Below are 18,235 nucleotides of genomic sequence, written 5' to 3' on the forward strand. Positions count from 1 at the left end.
AAATAAATAAATAAAGACGAAAGCCCAACTATGTCGGATGATGAAAAATATATGAGACGATGTCTGCAGCTGGCAGCCAACGGACGAGGAAGTGTTGCTCCGAATCCGATGGTGGGGGCTGTTGTCGTTCATAATAATAAAATAATAGGAGAAGGGTATCACAGGGAATACGGAAAGGCACATGCCGAAGTAAATGCCATAAACAGCGTGAAGGATAAAAGTTTACTTCCGCAGTCGGTTATATATGTTTCCTTGGAGCCTTGTTCGCATTATGGAAAAACACCGCCTTGTTCGCAGTTGATTATCGATAGTAAGATTCCGAAAGTGGTTATAGCCTCACTCGACCCGTATTTTAAAGTATCGGGCAGAGGTGTGAATATGCTCAAAGATGCAGGGGTTGAAGTACAGATCGGAGTTCTCGAGGCAGAGGCTTTGGAACTGAATAAGACCTTTTTTATGGCACAGAAAGAAAACCGTCCTTATGTGTTTCTGAAATGGGCACAAACGAAAGACGGATATATTGATAAAGCCAGAGAGGCCGGGTTTGCGGCTGTTCCTACTCCTATATCTAATACAAAGACTCGGATTCTGGTTCATAAGATCCGGTCAGAGGTCGCTTCTATAATGATAGCTACAAATACAGTTGTTAATGACAATCCGTCTCTTACTACCAGATATTGGAATGGAAGAAATCCCATCAGGATTATTTTAGACCGGACAAATCGGATTCCATCCGAATATCAGGTGTTAAATGATGTTGTAGAAACAATCGTTTTTACAGAAAAAGCAGAGGTGGTGAACAATAAAAATAAGACAGAATATATTGAAATTCCTTTTGATCAGAAGATGATTCCATCTTTGCTGAAAGAATTACATAAGAGGAAAATCAATTCGGTTCTGGTTGAGGGCGGATCCAGTCTATTACAGAGTTTTATCAAAGAAAAGGCTTGGGATGAAGCTTTTATCGAAGTAGCTGATAAGCTGTTCGAAGATGGAGTGAAGGCTCCGGAAATAGACGGAATTGTATTGGAAGACTTACAAATAGGAACTTCTCAGGCATTACATTTAAAGAATACGGAGAAATATAAAATATTATAAATATTGGTTTTCTGCGAGTTTAAGTGGAAAATCTTTCTATTTTTGCACATTGATACTGTATAAAAACTGTATAAACAAAATGAATATAAAGTATATAACTTATCTATTTTCAAGCCTGTTTTTCACTTTCTTGCTTATGTCGTGTAACGACGACAACACTACTACAACATATGGTTCATCTTCTAAAGATGCTCAGATATATTCATTTGCCATGTCAGCTCCTACACCCAAAAGATCAGACTCGTTGGAGCAAGTCAAACAGAATGAGATATTTGCAATTGTAAATAAAACGAAATTCGCCATAGATCAGGTCGGAGAGATTATATACAATCCCGATTCTCTTCCTTATGGAACCGAGTTGGAAAAAGTACTCTTAACTCCTACATTCAATTCTACATATGGTGTTTCTAAAGTAACACTTTTTACTCCTGATTCAGTGGGTGGATACGATTGGAATCTGACTGATTCGGTTTTCGTCAAAAAAGCACCTTTATCTATTCGTGTTATTTCACAGGCTGGAGTTCCTAAAGATTATAAACTGGATATACGTATCCATAAAATCGATCCCGATACGATCCTTTGGAATAAGATGACTTCTTATCCTGCAGCTATCGGAGAATCAAAAACAATATTACTAAAATCAGGCACACCTACATTCTTTACCTATACAGTGGTTAGTGGTGCGGCTAAATTATATACATCTCCGTCGTCGGCTATCAGCTGGACTCAGAAAACTTTGAACGGTTTGCCTGCGACAATCAAGATTAAAAGTATAACCGTATATAATGATGTATTTTATGCGGTAGATAAAGATGGTAAGTCTTATAAATCAGCGGACGGAGTATCGTGGGCTAAGCAGACTCCGAGCGAAGTTGTGGAATCTATAATAGGAGTATTGCCCGAAGTAAATCGTACGGACGATCAATTATTGGTAACATATAAGGATGCCGGTAAATATTATTTCGGTAAGACTAAAGACTTGATTTCGGTAGTACCGGTATCTTATTTGTCGATATCTCCATCGGATAATGAACTTCCTGCTAATTTCCCATTAAATGAAGGTAATGCATATACCAATTATTCGTCATCGAAGAATGACAGAGTGCTGATTGTTACCTGCGGAATTGATAAAACAGGAGCCAAAGACCTATCCGGAACCTGGGTAATTAAGAATCTCAGCGAAGGATTGGAATTATCTCCATCACAGCAAGATTCGGTAATGTTTGCGGGAAAAGGAGTATCCTTGTTCCCTTACAACAAGCAGATGTATACTCTAAAATTGAATCAATTCTTTATTTCTTCGACTTGGGGACAAAAATGGAATGTGGCAGCATCGAAACAAATGTTGAGTAAAGAGATTTCAAGAAGAAAAGATCAGACCGTTATAATAGACGATCAGAACTATATATGGATATTCGGAGGAGTATCCGAAAACGGAACATATCTGAATGATGTCTGGAGAGGACGATTGAATAGTCTTATACCTTGAGAAAATAATCAATAGGTAAATTCGGCTTATTAAATGAAGTATTACTCTGAAAAGAAAGCATTACATGTACTCTTACTCCTATTTATAACCTTGCTGGGACAAAAAGTGTCGGCTCAGGAATACGAATATGAAATAGGTGGAGCTTTAGGTACGTCTTTCTATATGGGTGATGCCAATAAATCGAAGCTTTTTCAGAATTCTCATTTAGCAACCGGAGTTGTATTCAGGTATAACCGGAATTTCAGATGGGCATATAAAGGAAATTTACTGATCGGAGGCGTTTCCGGAGATACTCGTAAATCGGGAAATGTGTTTCCAAAAGGAGAGAATGCTTCGTTTAGCAGAACCTTCTATGAGTTGGGAGGACAGGTCGAGTATAATTTCTTCCATTACAGCGACAAGTTTCAGTATCTTGGAACAAGGCGTTTTTCGCCTTATCTGTTCACAGGCTTGGGTATGACGTACGGAAGCGGCGATAAGTCTTTCTTCGGAGTTAACCTGCCTTTGGGCATCGGGCTTAAATATAAATGGAAAGACAGGTTGAATCTGGGATTTGAGTTTTCGTTCCGGAAACTATTTGGAGACTCTTTTGATGTTACCTCTAAGGATAAGAATCTTTCGTTGGATGATCCTTATAAAATAGAGAGTAGCTTTTTGAAGAATAAAGACTGGTATGTACTGACAATGTTTTCGCTGACATGGGACTTTGGAGTTCGTACCAAATCGTGCGTCAATAGTTTATATTAGGTAATAGTACGATTTAATGTTTATAGCAAAGCAATAACGGCGTATTGCTGTTATACTTGAATGGACAACAATAGGTCTGCGACCTTAAAACAGAAAGGATTTAATACAGCGAGATTAATCAAACAAATTGTTGCTGTTATATATACAAAAACAATAGAACAGGTCTGCGACCTTAAGAATAAAATTGTAGAAAATGGCTCTTTTGGAGGATATTGATAAAGGCAAAATACCACAGCACGTTGCTATTATAATGGATGGTAATGGACGTTGGGCAAAGCAAAGGGGATTAGACCGTACTTTCGGACACAAGGAAGGTGCGGAGTCTGTGCGTTCGATTACAGAAATCGCAGCCAAACTGAACATTAAATATATAACATTATATACTTTTTCTACAGAAAACTGGAATCGTCCCGAAGAAGAAGTTTCTGCCTTAATGGAACTTTTGGTCGATTCGGTAGTAAATGAAACACCCACACTTCTAAAAAATAACATTAGCCTGAAGGCAATTGGAGATATCGGACGTTTGCCCGAGCATACACGTAAAGCTCTGGATAAATGTATTGCCGACACAGATGTCTCTACAGGATTGAATTTGGTATTGGCCATAAGCTATTCGTCCCGATGGGAAATTACGAATGCAGTGCAGCAAATCAGTCAGGATATAAATAAAGGTTTACTGAAAGATGTTGAAGAGTCAACAATATCCGATTACCTTACAACAAGGGGCATACCCGATCCGGACCTACTAATCCGTACAGGCGGCGAATTCCGCATAAGCAATTTCTTGTTGTGGCAGATTGCATATGCCGAATTATACTTTTGTGATGTATTATGGCCCGATTTCAGGGAGGATGCTTTTTGTGAAGCTATACTTGATTTTCAATGCCGGGAAAGACGCTTCGGGAAAACAAGTGAACAAGTTAATGGCTAATTGTTATAAGAATATAAATAATTAAAAGGGTCTTTGGCCTTCTTTAAAAGCAATGACGGGTAGTTGTTGCTATAATGGGTAAGTTTATAAATAGGTCTGAGACCTTAAACAAAAATAGAAATATGTTCAGAAGAGGTTTATTTGCTTTATTATCCACATTATTTGTCTTCAACTTCGGCATCAGAGCCCAAGTCGCAGATTCGACTTCGTTAGAAGCAGTTAATAAAGCAATAGCAAATACCACACAATCGCCGGATGCTTCGCTGCCGGTGATAACGTATACTCTTACTCCGAAAAAGTATGAGATTGCGAATATCACAATCTCGGGTTTGAAAAACTCGATGTATGAAGATCATGTACTGATTGGCTTTTCGGGTTTGTCGGTAGGAGATAAAGTTGATATTCCGGGATCGGAAATCACCAATGCCGTAAAACGTTTCTGGAAACAAGGGTTGTTTTCGGATATTAAGATTACGGCAACCAAAATCGATGGCGATAAAATATGGCTTAATCTTGAGTTGACAGACCGCCCTCGTATTTCTGACATAGCCTTTACCGGAGTGAAGAAGGGTGAGAGAGAAGATCTCGAAAGCAAGATAGGTGTGGTAAAAGGCAATCAGATTACTCCGAATATGATTGATCGTGCCAAAAGTATTATTAAAAAATACTTTGATGGAAAGGGATTCAATAATGCGATTGTAAATATTACACAAACAGAAGACCTATCGAAAGAAAACCAAATAATACTGGGGATTGACGTAAATAAGAAAGAAAAGATAAAAGTCAATAATATTGTAATTGAAGGGAATACTGAAGTTTCGGCTAAAACTTTGGAGAAAGCAATGAAGAAAACCCGTCATAAACACACGATGTCGGCAAAAATCAGAAACTTCCTCCGTTCTACAAACTTTGTTCCTGAAAGTTACGAAGAAGATAAAGCTAAAATGCTGAGCAAATACAATGAATTAGGATATCGTGATGTCCGTATTCTTTGGGATACAGTATATAAATATAACGATAAGAAAGTAAATATAGATATCAAGCTCGAAGAAGGACAGAAATACTTCTTGCGCAAAATCAATTGGGTTGGAAATACCGAATTCTCTACAGACCAGTTGAATATGGCTTTGAATATGAGAGCCGGAGATGTTTATAATCAGAAAAAACTAAATGACAGGTTAACTGTTGATGAAGATGCCGTTGGTAATGCTTTCTATTACAATAACGGATACATATTTTATCAGGCCGATCCTGTAGAGGTAAATATTGAGAAAGATTCAGTCGATCTTGAAATCCGTATCGTAGAAGGACCTAAGGCAACTATCCGTAAAGTTTCTATATCGGGTAACGACCGTTTATATGAAGATATCGTTCGCCGTGAGTTGAGAACTAAACCGGGAGCATTGTTTAGCCGTGACGATTTGATGCGTTCTCTTCGTGAGGTAGCACAGATGGGACACTTCGATCCTGAAAAACTTCAACCGGACATTCAGCCAGATCCTGAGTCAGGAACGGTAGATATAGGTTATCCGTTAGTGTCTAAAGCAAATGACCAGATTGAGTTCTCGGCAGGATGGGGACAGACCGGAGTATTGGGACGATTGAGTTTGAAATTCACAAACTTCTCATTGAAAAATTTACTGAATCCCGGATCATATAAAGGTATTATTCCTCAGGGAGAAGGACAGACATTGCAGTTGAGTGGTCAGACTAATGGTAAATATTATCAGTCTTATTCTATTTCATTTACAGATCCATGGTTCGGAGGAAAAAGGCCAAACTTTTTATCAGTCGGAGCCTATTATTCTATACAAACAGGTGTAAACAGTAACTATTATAATAACAATTACTATAATAATTATTACAACAGTTATTATGGAGGAAGTTCTTACGATAACTCTTACTATAATAATGCACTTGACCCTGATAAGTCTATTAAGACATTAGGTCTTTCGGTAGGATATGGCAAACGCTTGAACTGGCCGGATGACTATTTCCAGGTTGAAGCCGGATTATCTTATCAGTTGTATAGAATGAAGAATTGGGAATACTTCCTGATTCCTAACGGATCGAGCAACAATATCAGCTTATCTCTTACTCTGTCAAGAAATTCAATGGACCAACCTATATATACACGCCGTGGATCGCAATTCTCGTTAAGCGTACAGGCTACTCCTCCTTACTCTATGTGGGATGGAAAAGACTATAAGGCTTTAGGTAAAAATGCGGATGGAACAGAATCTGGCGAAAAATACCGTTGGGTAGAATATCATAAATGGAAATTCAAATCAAAAACATTCGTTTCTTTGATGCCGTCTGTAACAAAAACACCGGTGCTGATGACCCGTGCCGAATATGGTTTTGTAGGTTATTATAACAAACATAAGAAATCTCCATTCGAAACATTCTATATGGGGGGTGATGGTATGTCGGGATATTCTTCGGGATATGCAACAGAAACAATCGGACTTCGTGGATACGAAAACGGATCTATCGGTTACTACTCGAGTGCTTACTCTCGTTTAGCTCTTGAGCTGAGATATCCGTTGATTCTGGAGCCAAGTTCAACTATATATGTCCTTTCTTTTGTTGAGGCCGGTAATGCTTGGGATGACCTGAAAGACTTTAATCCTTTCGACTTGAAACGTTCTGCCGGAATCGGGGCACGTATCATGCTTCCTATGATCGGATTGATCGGTATCGACTGGGCATACGGATTTGATAAAGTTCATAACAGCCGTCAATACGGAGGCAGCCAGTTCCACTTTATCATCGGACAAGAATTTTAACACTATTTGACTGTGTTATTGTAAACTATTTGAAAGAATAAGCGTCTTTTATGTATAACACACATAAAGAAATTGGAATTATGAAAAAGTTAGTTTTATTATTTAGTCTGTTCATAGCTTTTGCAGCAAGTAGTTATTCTCAGAAGTTTGCATTGATAGACATGGAATATATTTTGAAAAATATAAGCAGCTATGAAACTGCAAACCAACAGCTCGAAGCCGTTTCCAAGAAATGGGAATCGGAAGTGAATACAGCTCAGACAGAAGTTCAGAATATGTATAAGTCTTATCAGTCAGAACAGGTATTTTTATCTGCAGACCAAAAGACTAAAAAAGAGAATGAAATTGTAGAAAAGGAAAAAGCTGCTCAGGAACTGAAACGGAAATACTTCGGTGCTGACGGAGAGTTGTTTAAAAGAAGAGAAGCATTGATCAAACCTATTCAGGATGATATCTATAATGCGGTGAAAGAAATATCAGATGCTAAAGGTTATCAGCTTGTTTTGGATAGGGCTTCGGCTAGTAGTGTTATTTTCGCATCGCCGAGAATTGACATAAGTAATGAAGTCTTAGCGAAGCTCGGATATTCAAAATAAATTATATACATTTGTGCGTAAAGAATTGAAACTAAAATTATAACAAGAAACACAAGAGATTATGTTAAAGAAACTCGTTATCCTTTTCATCGTTTTGGCTCCGATGGCTGCGTTTGCTCAAGAAAAGCTTGCGTACATCAACACTCAGGAAGTGTTTACTCAGATGCCGGAAATCAAAGACGTTGAAACTAAGCTTGGTACTAAGCAAGAGGAAATTAAAAAGAACCTTTCTGCAATTCAGGCTGAGTACGATAAAAAAATTGAAGAATTTAAAGCTGCCGGTCAGGCTACAGATGCTGTAGCTCAGGATCAGGCTAAACAATTGCAACAAATACAAGAAAGATACGAAACTTATCTTCAAAACAGCGATAAGGAATTCTCTGATCTTCGTCAACAATTGTTAGCTCCTCTACAACAAAAAATGCAGGCGGCTATCAAAACAGTAGGAGACAAAAACGGATATACTTATATCCTGGAAGTCGGAGCTGCTCCTTATATTTCAACAAGTGCTGTAGATGCCGGTAAACTCGTAAAAGTAGAGTTGGGCATCAAGTAAGTAATATTGATATAATAATCTTACTATAATAAATAATAAGGGTGGCCTATGCAGATAGCCATCCTTTTTTTTCTAATCGTATATTACAATTATGAGTTTAAAGAAAATTCTATTCACGTTATTAGTTGCGGTAACTGTGTTTTCTTCGTGTAATCAGTCTTCTGATCTGAGTAATGCGATCCCGGCCGATGCAAGTTATGTTGTGCATATAAATACTAAATCTCTGATCGAAAAATCACAGTACGATATTTTCAGTAATCCTACTGTGAAACAAGGTATAAATATGTACAAGGTTATGCTTAAGGATGACTCTAAAATAAAGTTTCTGGATGATTTTCTGAAAGACGCCAATTCTTTAGGTCTAAATCTGAAGAATGAAACCTATATTTTTACGAATTACAAAGTATATGGTGTGGTTCTGGGGGTTAATGATGCAAAAAAAGTAAAAGATGCAATCTCAAATCTGGCTTCTGTTAAAGAAGAAACTATTGTAAAAGATGGTGATTTTTATCTGATATCTCCCGAGTCGGAAGTTTGTATTGCATGGAATAATTCTAAATTGATCTTACTTGCGGATATCCGTAAAACATATAACGATCCGGGTAAAGAGTCTCTGGATGTAGTCCAGATGTCGAAATATTTATTGGTGCAAAGTGCAGATAAAAGTATTAACTCGAATAAATCGTATGTTGAATTTGCTAAAGACCAGAAAGATTTTTCTGCATTTATTACAATGCAGGGGCTTGATGAATTGGAATCGTTGAGCAGTTATCTTCCATATGGCGGATATATGGCTTTGAATCCTTTGAAAAAGGCGTTGTCGCAATTTGAAGGGGTATCTACGGGTGTGACCGCATCTTTTGAAAAAGGAGAACTGGTATTTAATAGCAAATATTACTTCACTACTCCCGAAGTAGAACAGAAGTTCAAAGAGTTTGCTTCAAAAATGTCAGGAACTATTAAAGGAGATCACTTAAAATATCTTGCAGCTGATCCTGTTATGTTATTTTCAACAAATATCAAAGGAGCCGGTATATACAGTTATATAGAAGAGTTGGGGCTGCTGAATAAGCTTGAATCTACAACCGAAGATATTTTGACTAAAGAGCAACTTGGTTCTTTGATCAAGGGATGTAATGGTGATGTGACTTTTGCTCTGACTTCTTTCAAAAAAGGACAGAATTCAACGAATGATACGGAAATTGATGAATTTGAAGTAAGCCAAAATACAACACCGGAATGTTTCTTTATGATGGATATTGAAAAACCGTCTGACGTTACGGATCTCATCAAAAAACAAATTACAGAAGGTGGACTCCAATGTGCTGATTTGGGTGATGGTAAATACTCAACTAAGATAGATGACAAAGTTACTTTGTATTTTGGTGTGAATAAGAATACATTTTTTGTAACTAATATCGAATCGGTATTCGCTTCTCTTAGTAACGGCAATCAGACTAACAGATATGCTGACCTGATTAAGGCTAAATCGGCTGTCCTTTATGGAGATTTGGGGTTAATTAAAGATGCTCTTGGAGATACTCCCGATATGGCTGCTTATAAAAATATGCTTTCATTCCTGAGTAAATACGAATATACTGTTGATAATTCAAATTTTACAGGAAAAGGTAAACTTGAGTTTGCTGATAAATCTCAAAACAGTTTGGCGGTTATCTGCAAGCAAATAGATGCGGCTATATCTCAATTGGGATCAATGTTTCAATAACCGGAATGGACAAGATCTATCTAAATAACACACTTCCTGATATTTTTTTATCGGATAATAAAATTTGTTCCGAAATCTGGAAACAGGATATCTGTTTTGAGCGTGGGCAATATTATCTGATTGAAGCTAATTCGGGAACAGGAAAAAGTTCTCTCTGTAGCTATTTGTATGGCTACAGAGACGACTATTCCGGTACTATCCAGTTCGACGAAAGTAGTATCCGCAACCGGAAAGCGTCTTTTTGGGATGAAATAAGATGCAGACATCTGAGCCTTCTTTTTCAGGAACTCTGTTTATTTCCCGAACTGACAGCGATGGAGAATGTTCTGCTTAAGAACAACCTCACTCATCATAAGTCCGAGGCCGAAATAAATTATATGTTCGAACAATTGGGCGTCAGTGAAAAGAAAAATGCATTGGTAGGGAAAATGTCATGGGGGCAACAGCAAAGAGTCGCTCTGATACGTTCGTTGTGCCAGCCATTTGATTTTATTATACTCGATGAGCCCATTAGTCACCTCGATGATAAAAATGCCCGTATAATGGCTGATTTGCTCTCGAAAGAGGCACGGCTTTGCGATGCAGGCATTATCGCAACATCTATAGGTAAGCATTTACCTCTTGATTACACAAAAACTCTATCCTTATGAAATTAGTCTGGAAGCTGCTTCGTGAAAATATAAGCAAGGCTCAACTGATCGGTTTTGGTATAGCCAATCTGATAGGACTTATTATTGTGTTGCTGGCCATTCAGTTTTATTTAGATATCAGCCCTGTTTTTACCGAGAAGGATAAGTTGTTTAAGCGTGATTATGTGACGGTATCTAAACAAGTAGGACTTATAACCGGATTAACTGCTAAATCGAATGGATTTAACAGTGCCGAGATAGAAGACCTGAAGAAGCAGCCATTTGTAAAAGATGTAGGAGCATTTACTCCCTCTCAGTACAGTGTTTTCGCAGGCTTCAATAATCAGAATATGGGAGTGGGTTTTAATACCGAAATGTTTTTTGAAGCTGTTCCCGATAATTTTATTGATGTTAAATCGGAAGATTGGAAGTTTTCTCCGCTCGACACGAGTATTCCCATAATTCTGCCTAAAAATTACCTTGATCTGTATAATTTCGGCTTTGCCGAATCCAAATCAATGCCTAAGCTGACCGAAGGTCTTATAGGCATGATAAACCTTGATATTACTATTTTTACCAAACATAAAGAACCCAAAGAGATGAAAGGGCGTATTGTCGGTTTCTCGAACCGGATCAATACTATATTAGTCCCCGAATCTTTCATGAGTTGGGCGAATGAACACTATGGCAATAATACACAGGTACAGCCTGCCCGCCTGATCGTAGAGATCAGTAATGTGGCAGATCCTAATCTGGCTAATTATTTCAAAACAAAAGGTTATGAGATAAGCGGAGATAATACAACTGCCAGTAAAATGGCTTTCTTTCTGAAAATAATAGTAGGTATAGTTGTATCGGTAGGTATTGTTATATGTTTGTTGTCGTTTTTTGTTCTTGTTCTGAGTATATTTTTACTGCTTGAGAAGAATATGGGCAAATTAAAAACTCTCCGTTTGATAGGCTATACAAAATCGTATGTGGTGCGTCCTTATGAACTCTTAACAGTGATACTAAATGGCGTGATATTGGTTATATCATTGCTGATAGTCCTTGTTCTCAGAGGAAAGTACCTTGATGCCGTAAATAAAGTCTTATCGATTGGGGAAACTGTTTCCGCAGTATATATCGTAGGTTTGGGTATTCTGATCTTCGTCTTACTGTCTCTTCTGAATATATTTATTATCCGTCGTAAAGTTAAATAGGTCTTATATCTTTAAATGGTACTTATTAAATGATTTAGAGCCACTTCTTTCGCTTGAAATAGAAGAGGATAACGGCAACGGCAAATACCATGAGTCCTATCGAAAACTCATAACCAAACTTCCACGACAGTTCGGGCATAGAATCACCGAAGTTCATACCGTAGATACTGGCTATCAAAGTAGGCGGCATAAAGATTACGGAAATTACCGTAAACATTTTGATTATCTTATTTTGTTCGATATTAACAAAACCCAGAAAAGTATCCTGTAAGTAGTCCAGACGGTCGAAGCTGAAACGGATATGTTCAAGCAGCGAATTAATATCTTTAACAACAATAGTCAGTTTACTGTGTAACTCGTAAGGAATAAGCTCACTTTTCAGCATGTTAGATACAGCACGTTGTTTTTCTATTATATTTTCCCGAAGGAGCATAGTCTTTTCCTGTAAGTCTTTTATTTCCATCAGAAGCTCGGCATCAGCCGCTTCGTCCATGGTAAGGCTGTTACTCAAAGTGGTTATTTTCTGAGTCATTTCCTCTATCATATCGGCATCTACTTCTACGCGGGTTTCAAGCAGGGCAACAAATACATGGTATCCAGTGGGATAATTCTTCGGACTTGCAGATATCTTCTTCACGGTTTCCTGAAAAGAGGTCAGATCTTCGTCACGAACAGTTATCAGTATATTGTTTTTCAGAATAAACGAGACGGGTTCACGCTCAAAATTGAGACGAAGGAAATTGAAGTTTACTACAAGCGAATCGCTCGTTTCCATATAACGAGACGACATCTCGATCTCGATCATCTCTTCCTCTTCCTGTATATATATCTTCAGGTAGTCTTCGAGCTCGTTTTCGATTTCTTCATCCACATTATTTAAGTCGATCCATAAGAAATTCTTGATCGGATTCGTTTTCAAGAATTCTATACTGCGGCTTATACGAATCACATTGTCTTTGTGATAAAATAGTCTCACTTCTGACATAACGCTCTGTTTTTCTTCGTTATTTTATTCCTTTCTTCTTATCCCTGCGTTTTCAGAACCGGTAGGCATGTGCTTTTGCGTAAGGTTGGTAAGATATACAAACTCTTCCACCGATAATTGTTCGGGTCTTTTATCGAATATTGAGTCAGAGTATACTTCATTATCTTTACCCAACATAGGTTTCATCGAATTACGCAACGTTTTTCTCCGTTGGTTGAATGATGTTTTTATAACTGTTTTAAACAGCTTTTCATCACAATCGAGCGAAGTCCTGCTGTTTCTTACCAGTTTTATGACAGCCGATTTCACTTTCGGAGGCGGATTGAATACAGTTTCACTTACTGTAAACAAATATTCAATATCATACCAAGCCTGTAAAAGGACACTGAGTATTCCGTATGCCTTTTTTCCCGGTTTTGACGCAATACGTTCTGCCACTTCTTTTTGAAGCATTCCGGAACAGCAAGGAATATGATCTTTATAATCAAGTACCTTGAAAAATATCTGAGAAGATATATTGTAAGGATAGTTACCTATTACAGAGAACTTATCAGGACATATATCGGTAAGGTTTAATTTCAGAAAATCGCCTTCGATAATCTTTCCGTTCAGACCCGGAAAATGTTCTTGCAGATAAGGCACAGATTCGCGGTCAAGTTCAACGACTGTGAGGTCGATGTTTTTTTCCAGAATAAATTGAGTGAGCACACCCATTCCCGGACCGACTTCGATTGCAGGAATCTCGCTGAAATCATCTAACGTATCAGCAATTCGCTTAGCAATTTGTAAGTCTGTCAAGAAATGTTGACCAAGAAATTTTTTCGGTGTTACTGCTCCCATTTACTATTAATTAAAATATCGTTATCTTTGTGCGGTGCAAAGTTAATCAATTTATCCTATAGATAAGTGAAATAAGCTATTCGACACAGTATTTTTTGAGTAGCCTTAGAGTATTGCGTTTTGTATAACAAAAGAGTTTTCTTATTCTAAAATAACAGTAGATGGATAATAATACCATTCAGCCGGAAGAGACGGAAAAAAAACAATCACTGATATCTCAGATTCTTAAAATAATCATACCCTTGGCTCTAGGCGTACTTATCCTTTGGTTTTTATATAGGGATACTGATTTCGATAAGATGTGGGTAACTATAAAGGATGCTAATTGGGGGATACTTGCCCTTTCTTTGATATTCGGACCTTTGGGTAATATAATACGAGGGGTACGCTGGAAGATGCTGATAGAACCCTTAGGTTATAATCCTTCAAAACGGAGTCTTATTTATTCCGTTCTCGGAAGTTATGCGGTAAATATCGCTATTCCCCGTGGAGGAGAAGTCTGGAGATGTGCCATGGTTGCTAAAGGAGAGAAAATTCCTTTTACCAAATTGATTGGTTCGATGTTGCTCGACCGTGTATCCGATACCTGTACTGTAGCATGCATTATTTTACTGGCATGTTGTTTCAATGTGGATGTTTTCCTGTCTTATATCAGAGATAATCAGGCATTATCGGCCACTATTCAGAATTTGTATTCTTCTCCTTGGATAATAGGAGGAGTTATTGTTGCGGCCATCTTTATCGGATTGATATTTACGGTATTCAAAGAGAATAAGATTGTGAAAAAGGTTCTGAGTATTATTCTCGGATTGTTGAATGACATGAAAACCATTTTCAAGATGAAGCATAAAGGTCGTTTCCTGTTATATACTATTGGAATCTGGGTTTCTTATTTTCTGTATTTTTATATTACATTCTACGCATTTGATTTTACCCGTCATTTGGGTATAACTGCAGCCTTGATTGCTTTTGCTTTAAGTAGCTTAAGTATGGCTATCCCGACTAATGGAGGTATAGGAGTCTGGCATGCGGCTGTGGTGTTATCATTGGGCTTGTATGGTGTGACCAAAGAATCGGGAGAAGCATTTGCTTTTGTTGTATTTGCCGTACAAAATCTGTGGATTGTGATTATCGGGCTGTTCAGTATGTTTGCTTTGTCGTTAAAGCCTTCTACAAAATAAGGCTTATTTACCCAATAATCCTTTCGTTACGTTCCATCTGAATTGCAGGAGTCTGAATCCTTTCGATGGCTGTAAGCCTAAAGTATAACCAGCGAATAAGACTACCGATGCTCCCCATTTGATGCCTTCGGATAATAAACGGTTCCGAAATTCTTTTTCTGAGACAGCCTTTGTGCGTATACGCTCGCTTTTTCCTATCGAATAGGTGAGTTTATGGAAAAACTCATCGGTCATTTTATTTGGTGGTATGTGATGATATATGGGTATATCGGGTAGATAATAACAGACAATATTGTTATTCTTGAGTCGATTGAACATATCTTTATCTTCGGCTCCTATCAATGATGTGCCTTTGCGCCCCAACTCGGTATTATAGTTCCCATACCGTTCATATAATTCTTTCTTTATAATTGTATGTCCTGTTCCCGGATAATTTTTAGCTTCGAGAATCTTAACCTCTTTTCCCTGATCAAAATAACCACCTATCAGTCTTTGCGTAAAACGAGACATCCATTTAGGTTCGGGTATTTCATAAACGGGAATAACGGGAGTACCGCATAATACAGCTTCGGGATAAGTTCTTAGGTGATTATCGAGCCTTTCGAGATGTTGGGGGATAATTGTTTCATCATCATCGACAAAGATCAGATATTCTCCTTGAGCTTCTTTAATTCCCCTGTTAAGGGCAAAGGATAATCCCTGATTCATTTCTTTGAAATACCTGAAATTTTTGTTTGGGTATTCAGCTCTGAATTCTTCACAGATACTAGCGGTATTATCCGTGCTGTTATTATCTATGACGATGATTTCGTAATTATTATCAGGATATTTCTGATCGCAGACCGATTGTAAGGTCTGTCCGATATATTTGTCCCGGTTGTATGTACAGGTAATAAATGAAAATCTCATTAGTATGATATTCCTTAATTACTTAATTCTGTCTTTTCTGATAAAAGCAGATGCAATTCCTCCAATCAATAACAACAGCAATGCCGCAGTACTTATTGAAGCCACAGTACGGGCTGTATTGTATTTGTGAGGAACGAATTTGAATTCTATCTCATGTTCTCCTGCCGGAACACGTATTGCTCTTAATGTCCAGTCGGCACAGTATACGGGGGTTTCTTTTCCATCTACATAAGCTTCCCAACCATTTTGGTAATATATCTCCGACATAACGGCCAGTTGCTCGGTATTAGCCGAAGATTTGTATTTAAGCAGGTTTGGTTTGTATTCGGTTAGTTCGATATGTGCAGTAGAGTCCGGCACTATTTTAAAGCCCGACAAATCAGCCTCGAATTTTTTATTCAGCACAGCTGTTTTCAGGGGATTAATCGTATTGATTGATTCTATCTCTTTGTCTGCATTGTCAACGAATGTATAATCTTCGACAAACCATGCATTGCCCATCGCATATGGATTTTGTAATGGTGGTTGTTCCGGATGGAAGATAATATATTTAGCATTCAGCATATTCAAAGCTGTGTTCGCTTTAAATGTATTGGTGATGCTGTCGATATTCTGAGAATCGAAAGACTTAATGATACGGTTGATCTCCGGTTGAAGGCGGTAATCTATCAACTCCTGATAACGTTTCAGTTTTGCCGCATGGTATCCTCCGATCGACTTATGGTAATATGATGTTTTGGTTTCGTTAAACGGATTATTCAGATTCAACACACGGTATGATACACTTTTGTCTTGTAATATCGCATGATCTACCGCTGTTTGCGGAAAAGGCTGATTGGTATTATACGCCAGTTTGCTTTGGAATTTATCGTTATCCAGATATCTTTTGTCTACATTCCATAAGTCTATCAGAACTAATACGATAAGGCCTAGTGTAGCATAAAAAGCAACTTGTTGTTTATTACCCTTCATTTTAAGAGTAGCCAATAGAGTTGCGCCTGCCAATAAGATAAAGAAGAATGATCGTATGGCATCCGACGATAACAAGTCTTTACGATCGGCTATCAAGGCTGTGTAATACCAGTCCGGAACCTGAGTCATCCATTGCTGGTCGTTTTCAGAAGAGAATGATAGCCCGAAAATTCCCGGAGCAATCCAGAGCAGTAGGCTTATTCCGGCTGTAATACCAAATGAAATATATAACGATTGCTGTAATTTTTTCTTCTCCTCCGTTTCTTCCAGAAACTCTTTGAGTCCCCATACCGCAACGATTATCATAGTGAGAGCCGGTATGACTAATGCCGTTGAAACAGCCCTGAACTTGTTGTACATAGGGAAATGGTAAAAGAACCAATCATTGAAGCCTTCGAAATTATGTCCCCATGACAAGAATATGAAAAATATGGTTGAAGCAAGCAGTACCCATTTGATTGGGCTTTTGATAACGAACATACCTAATACGAATAAGAAGCATATGATGGCTCCGAAATATACAGGACCCGATGTAAAAGGTTGGTCTCCCCAGTATGTCTGAGCCTGAATTCCTTTTGCTTCTAATTGAGCTTGAGGTGCGTTGGTTTGGATGGCTTTATATAGATTCGAGTTTGGAGATAACCATCCTCCCGAAGCTCCGCCGTTTATATCCGGAACGAGCAATGATAGAGTTTCTGCTTTTCCATAACTCCACGCAAAAGCATAATCCTTATCGAGACCCGATGATTGTTTTTCGCTGTTTGTAGGCTTCGATAATTCCGATTGCCCGCGGGTACTCTCTTTCGACATCTCATAATTTGCATAGATATTTCCCAGATTACATAAGACAGCAATGATAACACCTGCCGCCAAAGCTCCTGTGGCTTTTGCAAAGCCTGCCAGGTTCTTTTTTATAATATCATTAATCAATAATCCGATATATAAAAAGGCACAGAGAATTGCTGTATAGTATGTCACTTGCAGGTGATTATTTTTGATTTGCAGAGCAAGTCCAAGCCCCATCAAAAGACCACTCAGCAAGTACTTTCTTTTGAATGCCGCAGCCATGCCCGCAATAACCAACGGCATATAAGCTATACACCAGGCTTTGGTAACGTGTCCTGCATCAAGTATAATAATATTGTAAGATGAAAGAGAATACGCTATTGCACCTAAAACCGCAGGTAAGAAACCGACGCCCATGATACAAAACAGTATGTAAGCCATCAGCATACCTGTAAATACAGCTCCTGCACTACTGCTGCCTAAGGCTTTGACCGGCATTTCCAGATAGTCCAGAAAGTTAGGGGATCCGCCCCAGACCCCGATTTGATACGCCGGCATCCCGGAAAACATCGATCCTGTCCATGCTGATGACTCGCCTTCGTTATAGTAGTAGTCACTCAGTTCTTTAGACATTCCTTTGTATTGCTGAACATCACTTTGAGGTAGGACTTTACCTTCGAGCATAGGACTGAAATAGACAAATGTTACAGCTAAAAAGCACACGATTGCAAATACATGAGGCAATATTTGCTGCAGAGCCGTTTTCTTTTGTTGTATCATATTTTTCCGGAGTTATGGT

Annotated in this window: 15 protein-coding genes; 11 read left to right on the forward strand and 4 right to left on the reverse strand. The window is 38.2% G+C overall.

From position 1 onward, the window contains the following. The first annotated feature begins 51 nt into the window (after positions 1 to 51). From ribD to AABJ51_RS14170, 10 genes are all read left to right on the forward strand, one after another. The gene (ribD, locus tag AABJ51_RS14125; RefSeq protein ID WP_434781370.1) at positions 52 to 1,098 is read left to right on the forward strand and encodes a bifunctional diaminohydroxyphosphoribosylaminopyrimidine deaminase/5-amino-6-(5-phosphoribosylamino)uracil reductase RibD; all 1,047 of its coding nucleotides are present in this window, start codon (positions 52 to 54) and stop codon (positions 1,096 to 1,098) included. 79 nt (positions 1,099 to 1,177) lie between these two features. Beyond that, a complete protein-coding gene (locus AABJ51_RS14130; RefSeq protein WP_338373030.1) occupies positions 1,178 to 2,587 on the forward strand; it encodes a DUF6242 domain-containing protein in 1,410 nt (469 codons plus the stop codon). A gap of 33 nt (positions 2,588 to 2,620) precedes the next feature. After that, positions 2,621 to 3,334 (forward strand): type IX secretion system protein PorG, encoded by a 714-nt coding sequence (porG, locus tag AABJ51_RS14135; protein WP_026627148.1) that lies wholly within the window; start codon positions 2,621 to 2,623, stop codon positions 3,332 to 3,334. Positions 3,335 to 3,527: 193 nt separating this feature from the next. Continuing rightward, entirely contained in the window at positions 3,528 to 4,265 is a 738-nt protein-coding gene (uppS, locus tag AABJ51_RS14140; RefSeq protein WP_026627147.1) for an undecaprenyl pyrophosphate synthase, read from the forward strand. 122 nt (positions 4,266 to 4,387) lie between these two features. Further along, the gene (locus AABJ51_RS14145) at positions 4,388 to 7,054 is read left to right on the forward strand and encodes a BamA/OMP85 family outer membrane protein (RefSeq protein ID WP_338373032.1); all 2,667 of its coding nucleotides are present in this window, start codon (positions 4,388 to 4,390) and stop codon (positions 7,052 to 7,054) included. A gap of 80 nt (positions 7,055 to 7,134) precedes the next feature. Further along, the gene (locus AABJ51_RS14150) at positions 7,135 to 7,650 is read left to right on the forward strand and encodes an OmpH/Skp family outer membrane protein (protein ID WP_026627145.1); all 516 of its coding nucleotides are present in this window, start codon (positions 7,135 to 7,137) and stop codon (positions 7,648 to 7,650) included. Between the two features lie 61 nt (positions 7,651 to 7,711). After that, positions 7,712 to 8,206, forward strand: coding sequence for an OmpH/Skp family outer membrane protein (locus AABJ51_RS14155; RefSeq protein ID WP_026627144.1), 495 nt, complete (start codon positions 7,712 to 7,714; stop codon positions 8,204 to 8,206). 91 nt (positions 8,207 to 8,297) lie between these two features. Then, positions 8,298 to 9,932, forward strand: a complete 1,635-nt coding sequence (locus AABJ51_RS14160) for a DUF4836 family protein (RefSeq protein WP_338373033.1) — start codon at positions 8,298 to 8,300, stop codon at positions 9,930 to 9,932. A gap of 5 nt (positions 9,933 to 9,937) precedes the next feature. Next, positions 9,938 to 10,582, forward strand: a complete 645-nt coding sequence (locus AABJ51_RS14165; protein WP_338373034.1) for an ATP-binding cassette domain-containing protein — start codon at positions 9,938 to 9,940, stop codon at positions 10,580 to 10,582. Then, the gene (locus AABJ51_RS14170; RefSeq protein ID WP_026627141.1) at positions 10,579 to 11,763 is read left to right on the forward strand and encodes a transporter; all 1,185 of its coding nucleotides are present in this window, start codon (positions 10,579 to 10,581) and stop codon (positions 11,761 to 11,763) included. Before AABJ51_RS14165 ends, AABJ51_RS14170 begins: the two co-directional genes overlap by 4 nt. 34 nt (positions 11,764 to 11,797) lie before the next feature. Here the strand turns inward: AABJ51_RS14170 and corA are convergent, their stop codons facing one another. Then, positions 11,798 to 12,748 carry a magnesium/cobalt transporter CorA gene (gene corA / locus AABJ51_RS14175; RefSeq protein ID WP_026627140.1) on the reverse strand — a complete coding sequence of 317 codons (951 nt, stop codon included), beginning with the start codon at positions 12,746 to 12,748 and terminating at the stop codon, positions 11,798 to 11,800. Positions 12,749 to 12,772: 24 nt separating this feature from the next. Continuing rightward, entirely contained in the window at positions 12,773 to 13,588 is an 816-nt protein-coding gene (gene rsmA, locus AABJ51_RS14180) for a 16S rRNA (adenine(1518)-N(6)/adenine(1519)-N(6))-dimethyltransferase RsmA (RefSeq protein ID WP_338373037.1), read from the reverse strand. Positions 13,589 to 13,749: 161 nt separating this feature from the next. On the opposite strand from rsmA, the gene AABJ51_RS14185 reads away from it, so the two are divergent. After that, on the forward strand, positions 13,750 to 14,769 hold the full coding sequence (locus tag AABJ51_RS14185; RefSeq protein ID WP_338373040.1) for a lysylphosphatidylglycerol synthase transmembrane domain-containing protein: 1,020 nt from the start codon (positions 13,750 to 13,752) through the stop codon (positions 14,767 to 14,769). Positions 14,770 to 14,772: 3 nt separating this feature from the next. On the opposite strand, the gene AABJ51_RS14190 is transcribed toward AABJ51_RS14185, so the two are convergent. Together AABJ51_RS14190 and AABJ51_RS14195 are read right to left on the reverse strand one after the other, a co-directional pair. After that, positions 14,773 to 15,678: a glycosyltransferase family 2 protein gene (locus tag AABJ51_RS14190; protein WP_338373041.1), complete on the reverse strand. Its 906-nt coding sequence runs from the start codon at positions 15,676 to 15,678 to the stop codon at positions 14,773 to 14,775. An 18-nt stretch (positions 15,679 to 15,696) separates the two neighbouring features. Beyond that, positions 15,697 to 18,216 carry a YfhO family protein gene (locus tag AABJ51_RS14195; RefSeq protein WP_338373043.1) on the reverse strand — a complete coding sequence of 840 codons (2,520 nt, stop codon included), beginning with the start codon at positions 18,214 to 18,216 and terminating at the stop codon, positions 15,697 to 15,699. Between the last annotated feature and the right edge of the window lie 19 nt (positions 18,217 to 18,235).

Source organism: Indolivaga capnocytophagoides (assembly GCF_036511535.1).
Taxonomy (GTDB): Bacteria; Bacteroidota; Bacteroidia; order Bacteroidales; family Dysgonomonadaceae; genus Dysgonomonas_A; species Dysgonomonas_A capnocytophagoides.

Coding starts and splice junctions, on each gene's coding strand:
- ribD (WP_434781370.1), top strand. CDS start 52: ATGAGACGATGTCTGCAGCTGGCAGCCAACGGACGAGGAAGTGTTGCT.
- AABJ51_RS14130 (WP_338373030.1), top strand. CDS start 1,178: ATGAATATAAAGTATATAACTTATCTATTTTCAAGCCTGTTTTTCACT.
- porG (WP_026627148.1), top strand. CDS start 2,621: ATGAAGTATTACTCTGAAAAGAAAGCATTACATGTACTCTTACTCCTA.
- uppS (WP_026627147.1), top strand. CDS start 3,528: ATGGCTCTTTTGGAGGATATTGATAAAGGCAAAATACCACAGCACGTT.
- AABJ51_RS14145 (WP_338373032.1), top strand. CDS start 4,388: ATGTTCAGAAGAGGTTTATTTGCTTTATTATCCACATTATTTGTCTTC.
- AABJ51_RS14150 (WP_026627145.1), top strand. CDS start 7,135: ATGAAAAAGTTAGTTTTATTATTTAGTCTGTTCATAGCTTTTGCAGCA.
- AABJ51_RS14155 (WP_026627144.1), top strand. CDS start 7,712: ATGTTAAAGAAACTCGTTATCCTTTTCATCGTTTTGGCTCCGATGGCT.
- AABJ51_RS14160 (WP_338373033.1), top strand. CDS start 8,298: ATGAGTTTAAAGAAAATTCTATTCACGTTATTAGTTGCGGTAACTGTG.
- AABJ51_RS14165 (WP_338373034.1), top strand. CDS start 9,938: ATGGACAAGATCTATCTAAATAACACACTTCCTGATATTTTTTTATCG.
- AABJ51_RS14170 (WP_026627141.1), top strand. CDS start 10,579: ATGAAATTAGTCTGGAAGCTGCTTCGTGAAAATATAAGCAAGGCTCAA.
- corA (WP_026627140.1), bottom strand. CDS start 12,748: ATGTCAGAAGTGAGACTATTTTATCACAAAGACAATGTGATTCGTATA.
- rsmA (WP_338373037.1), bottom strand. CDS start 13,588: ATGGGAGCAGTAACACCGAAAAAATTTCTTGGTCAACATTTCTTGACA.
- AABJ51_RS14185 (WP_338373040.1), top strand. CDS start 13,750: ATGGATAATAATACCATTCAGCCGGAAGAGACGGAAAAAAAACAATCA.
- AABJ51_RS14190 (WP_338373041.1), bottom strand. CDS start 15,678: ATGAGATTTTCATTTATTACCTGTACATACAACCGGGACAAATATATC.
- AABJ51_RS14195 (WP_338373043.1), bottom strand. CDS start 18,216: ATGATACAACAAAAGAAAACGGCTCTGCAGCAAATATTGCCTCATGTA.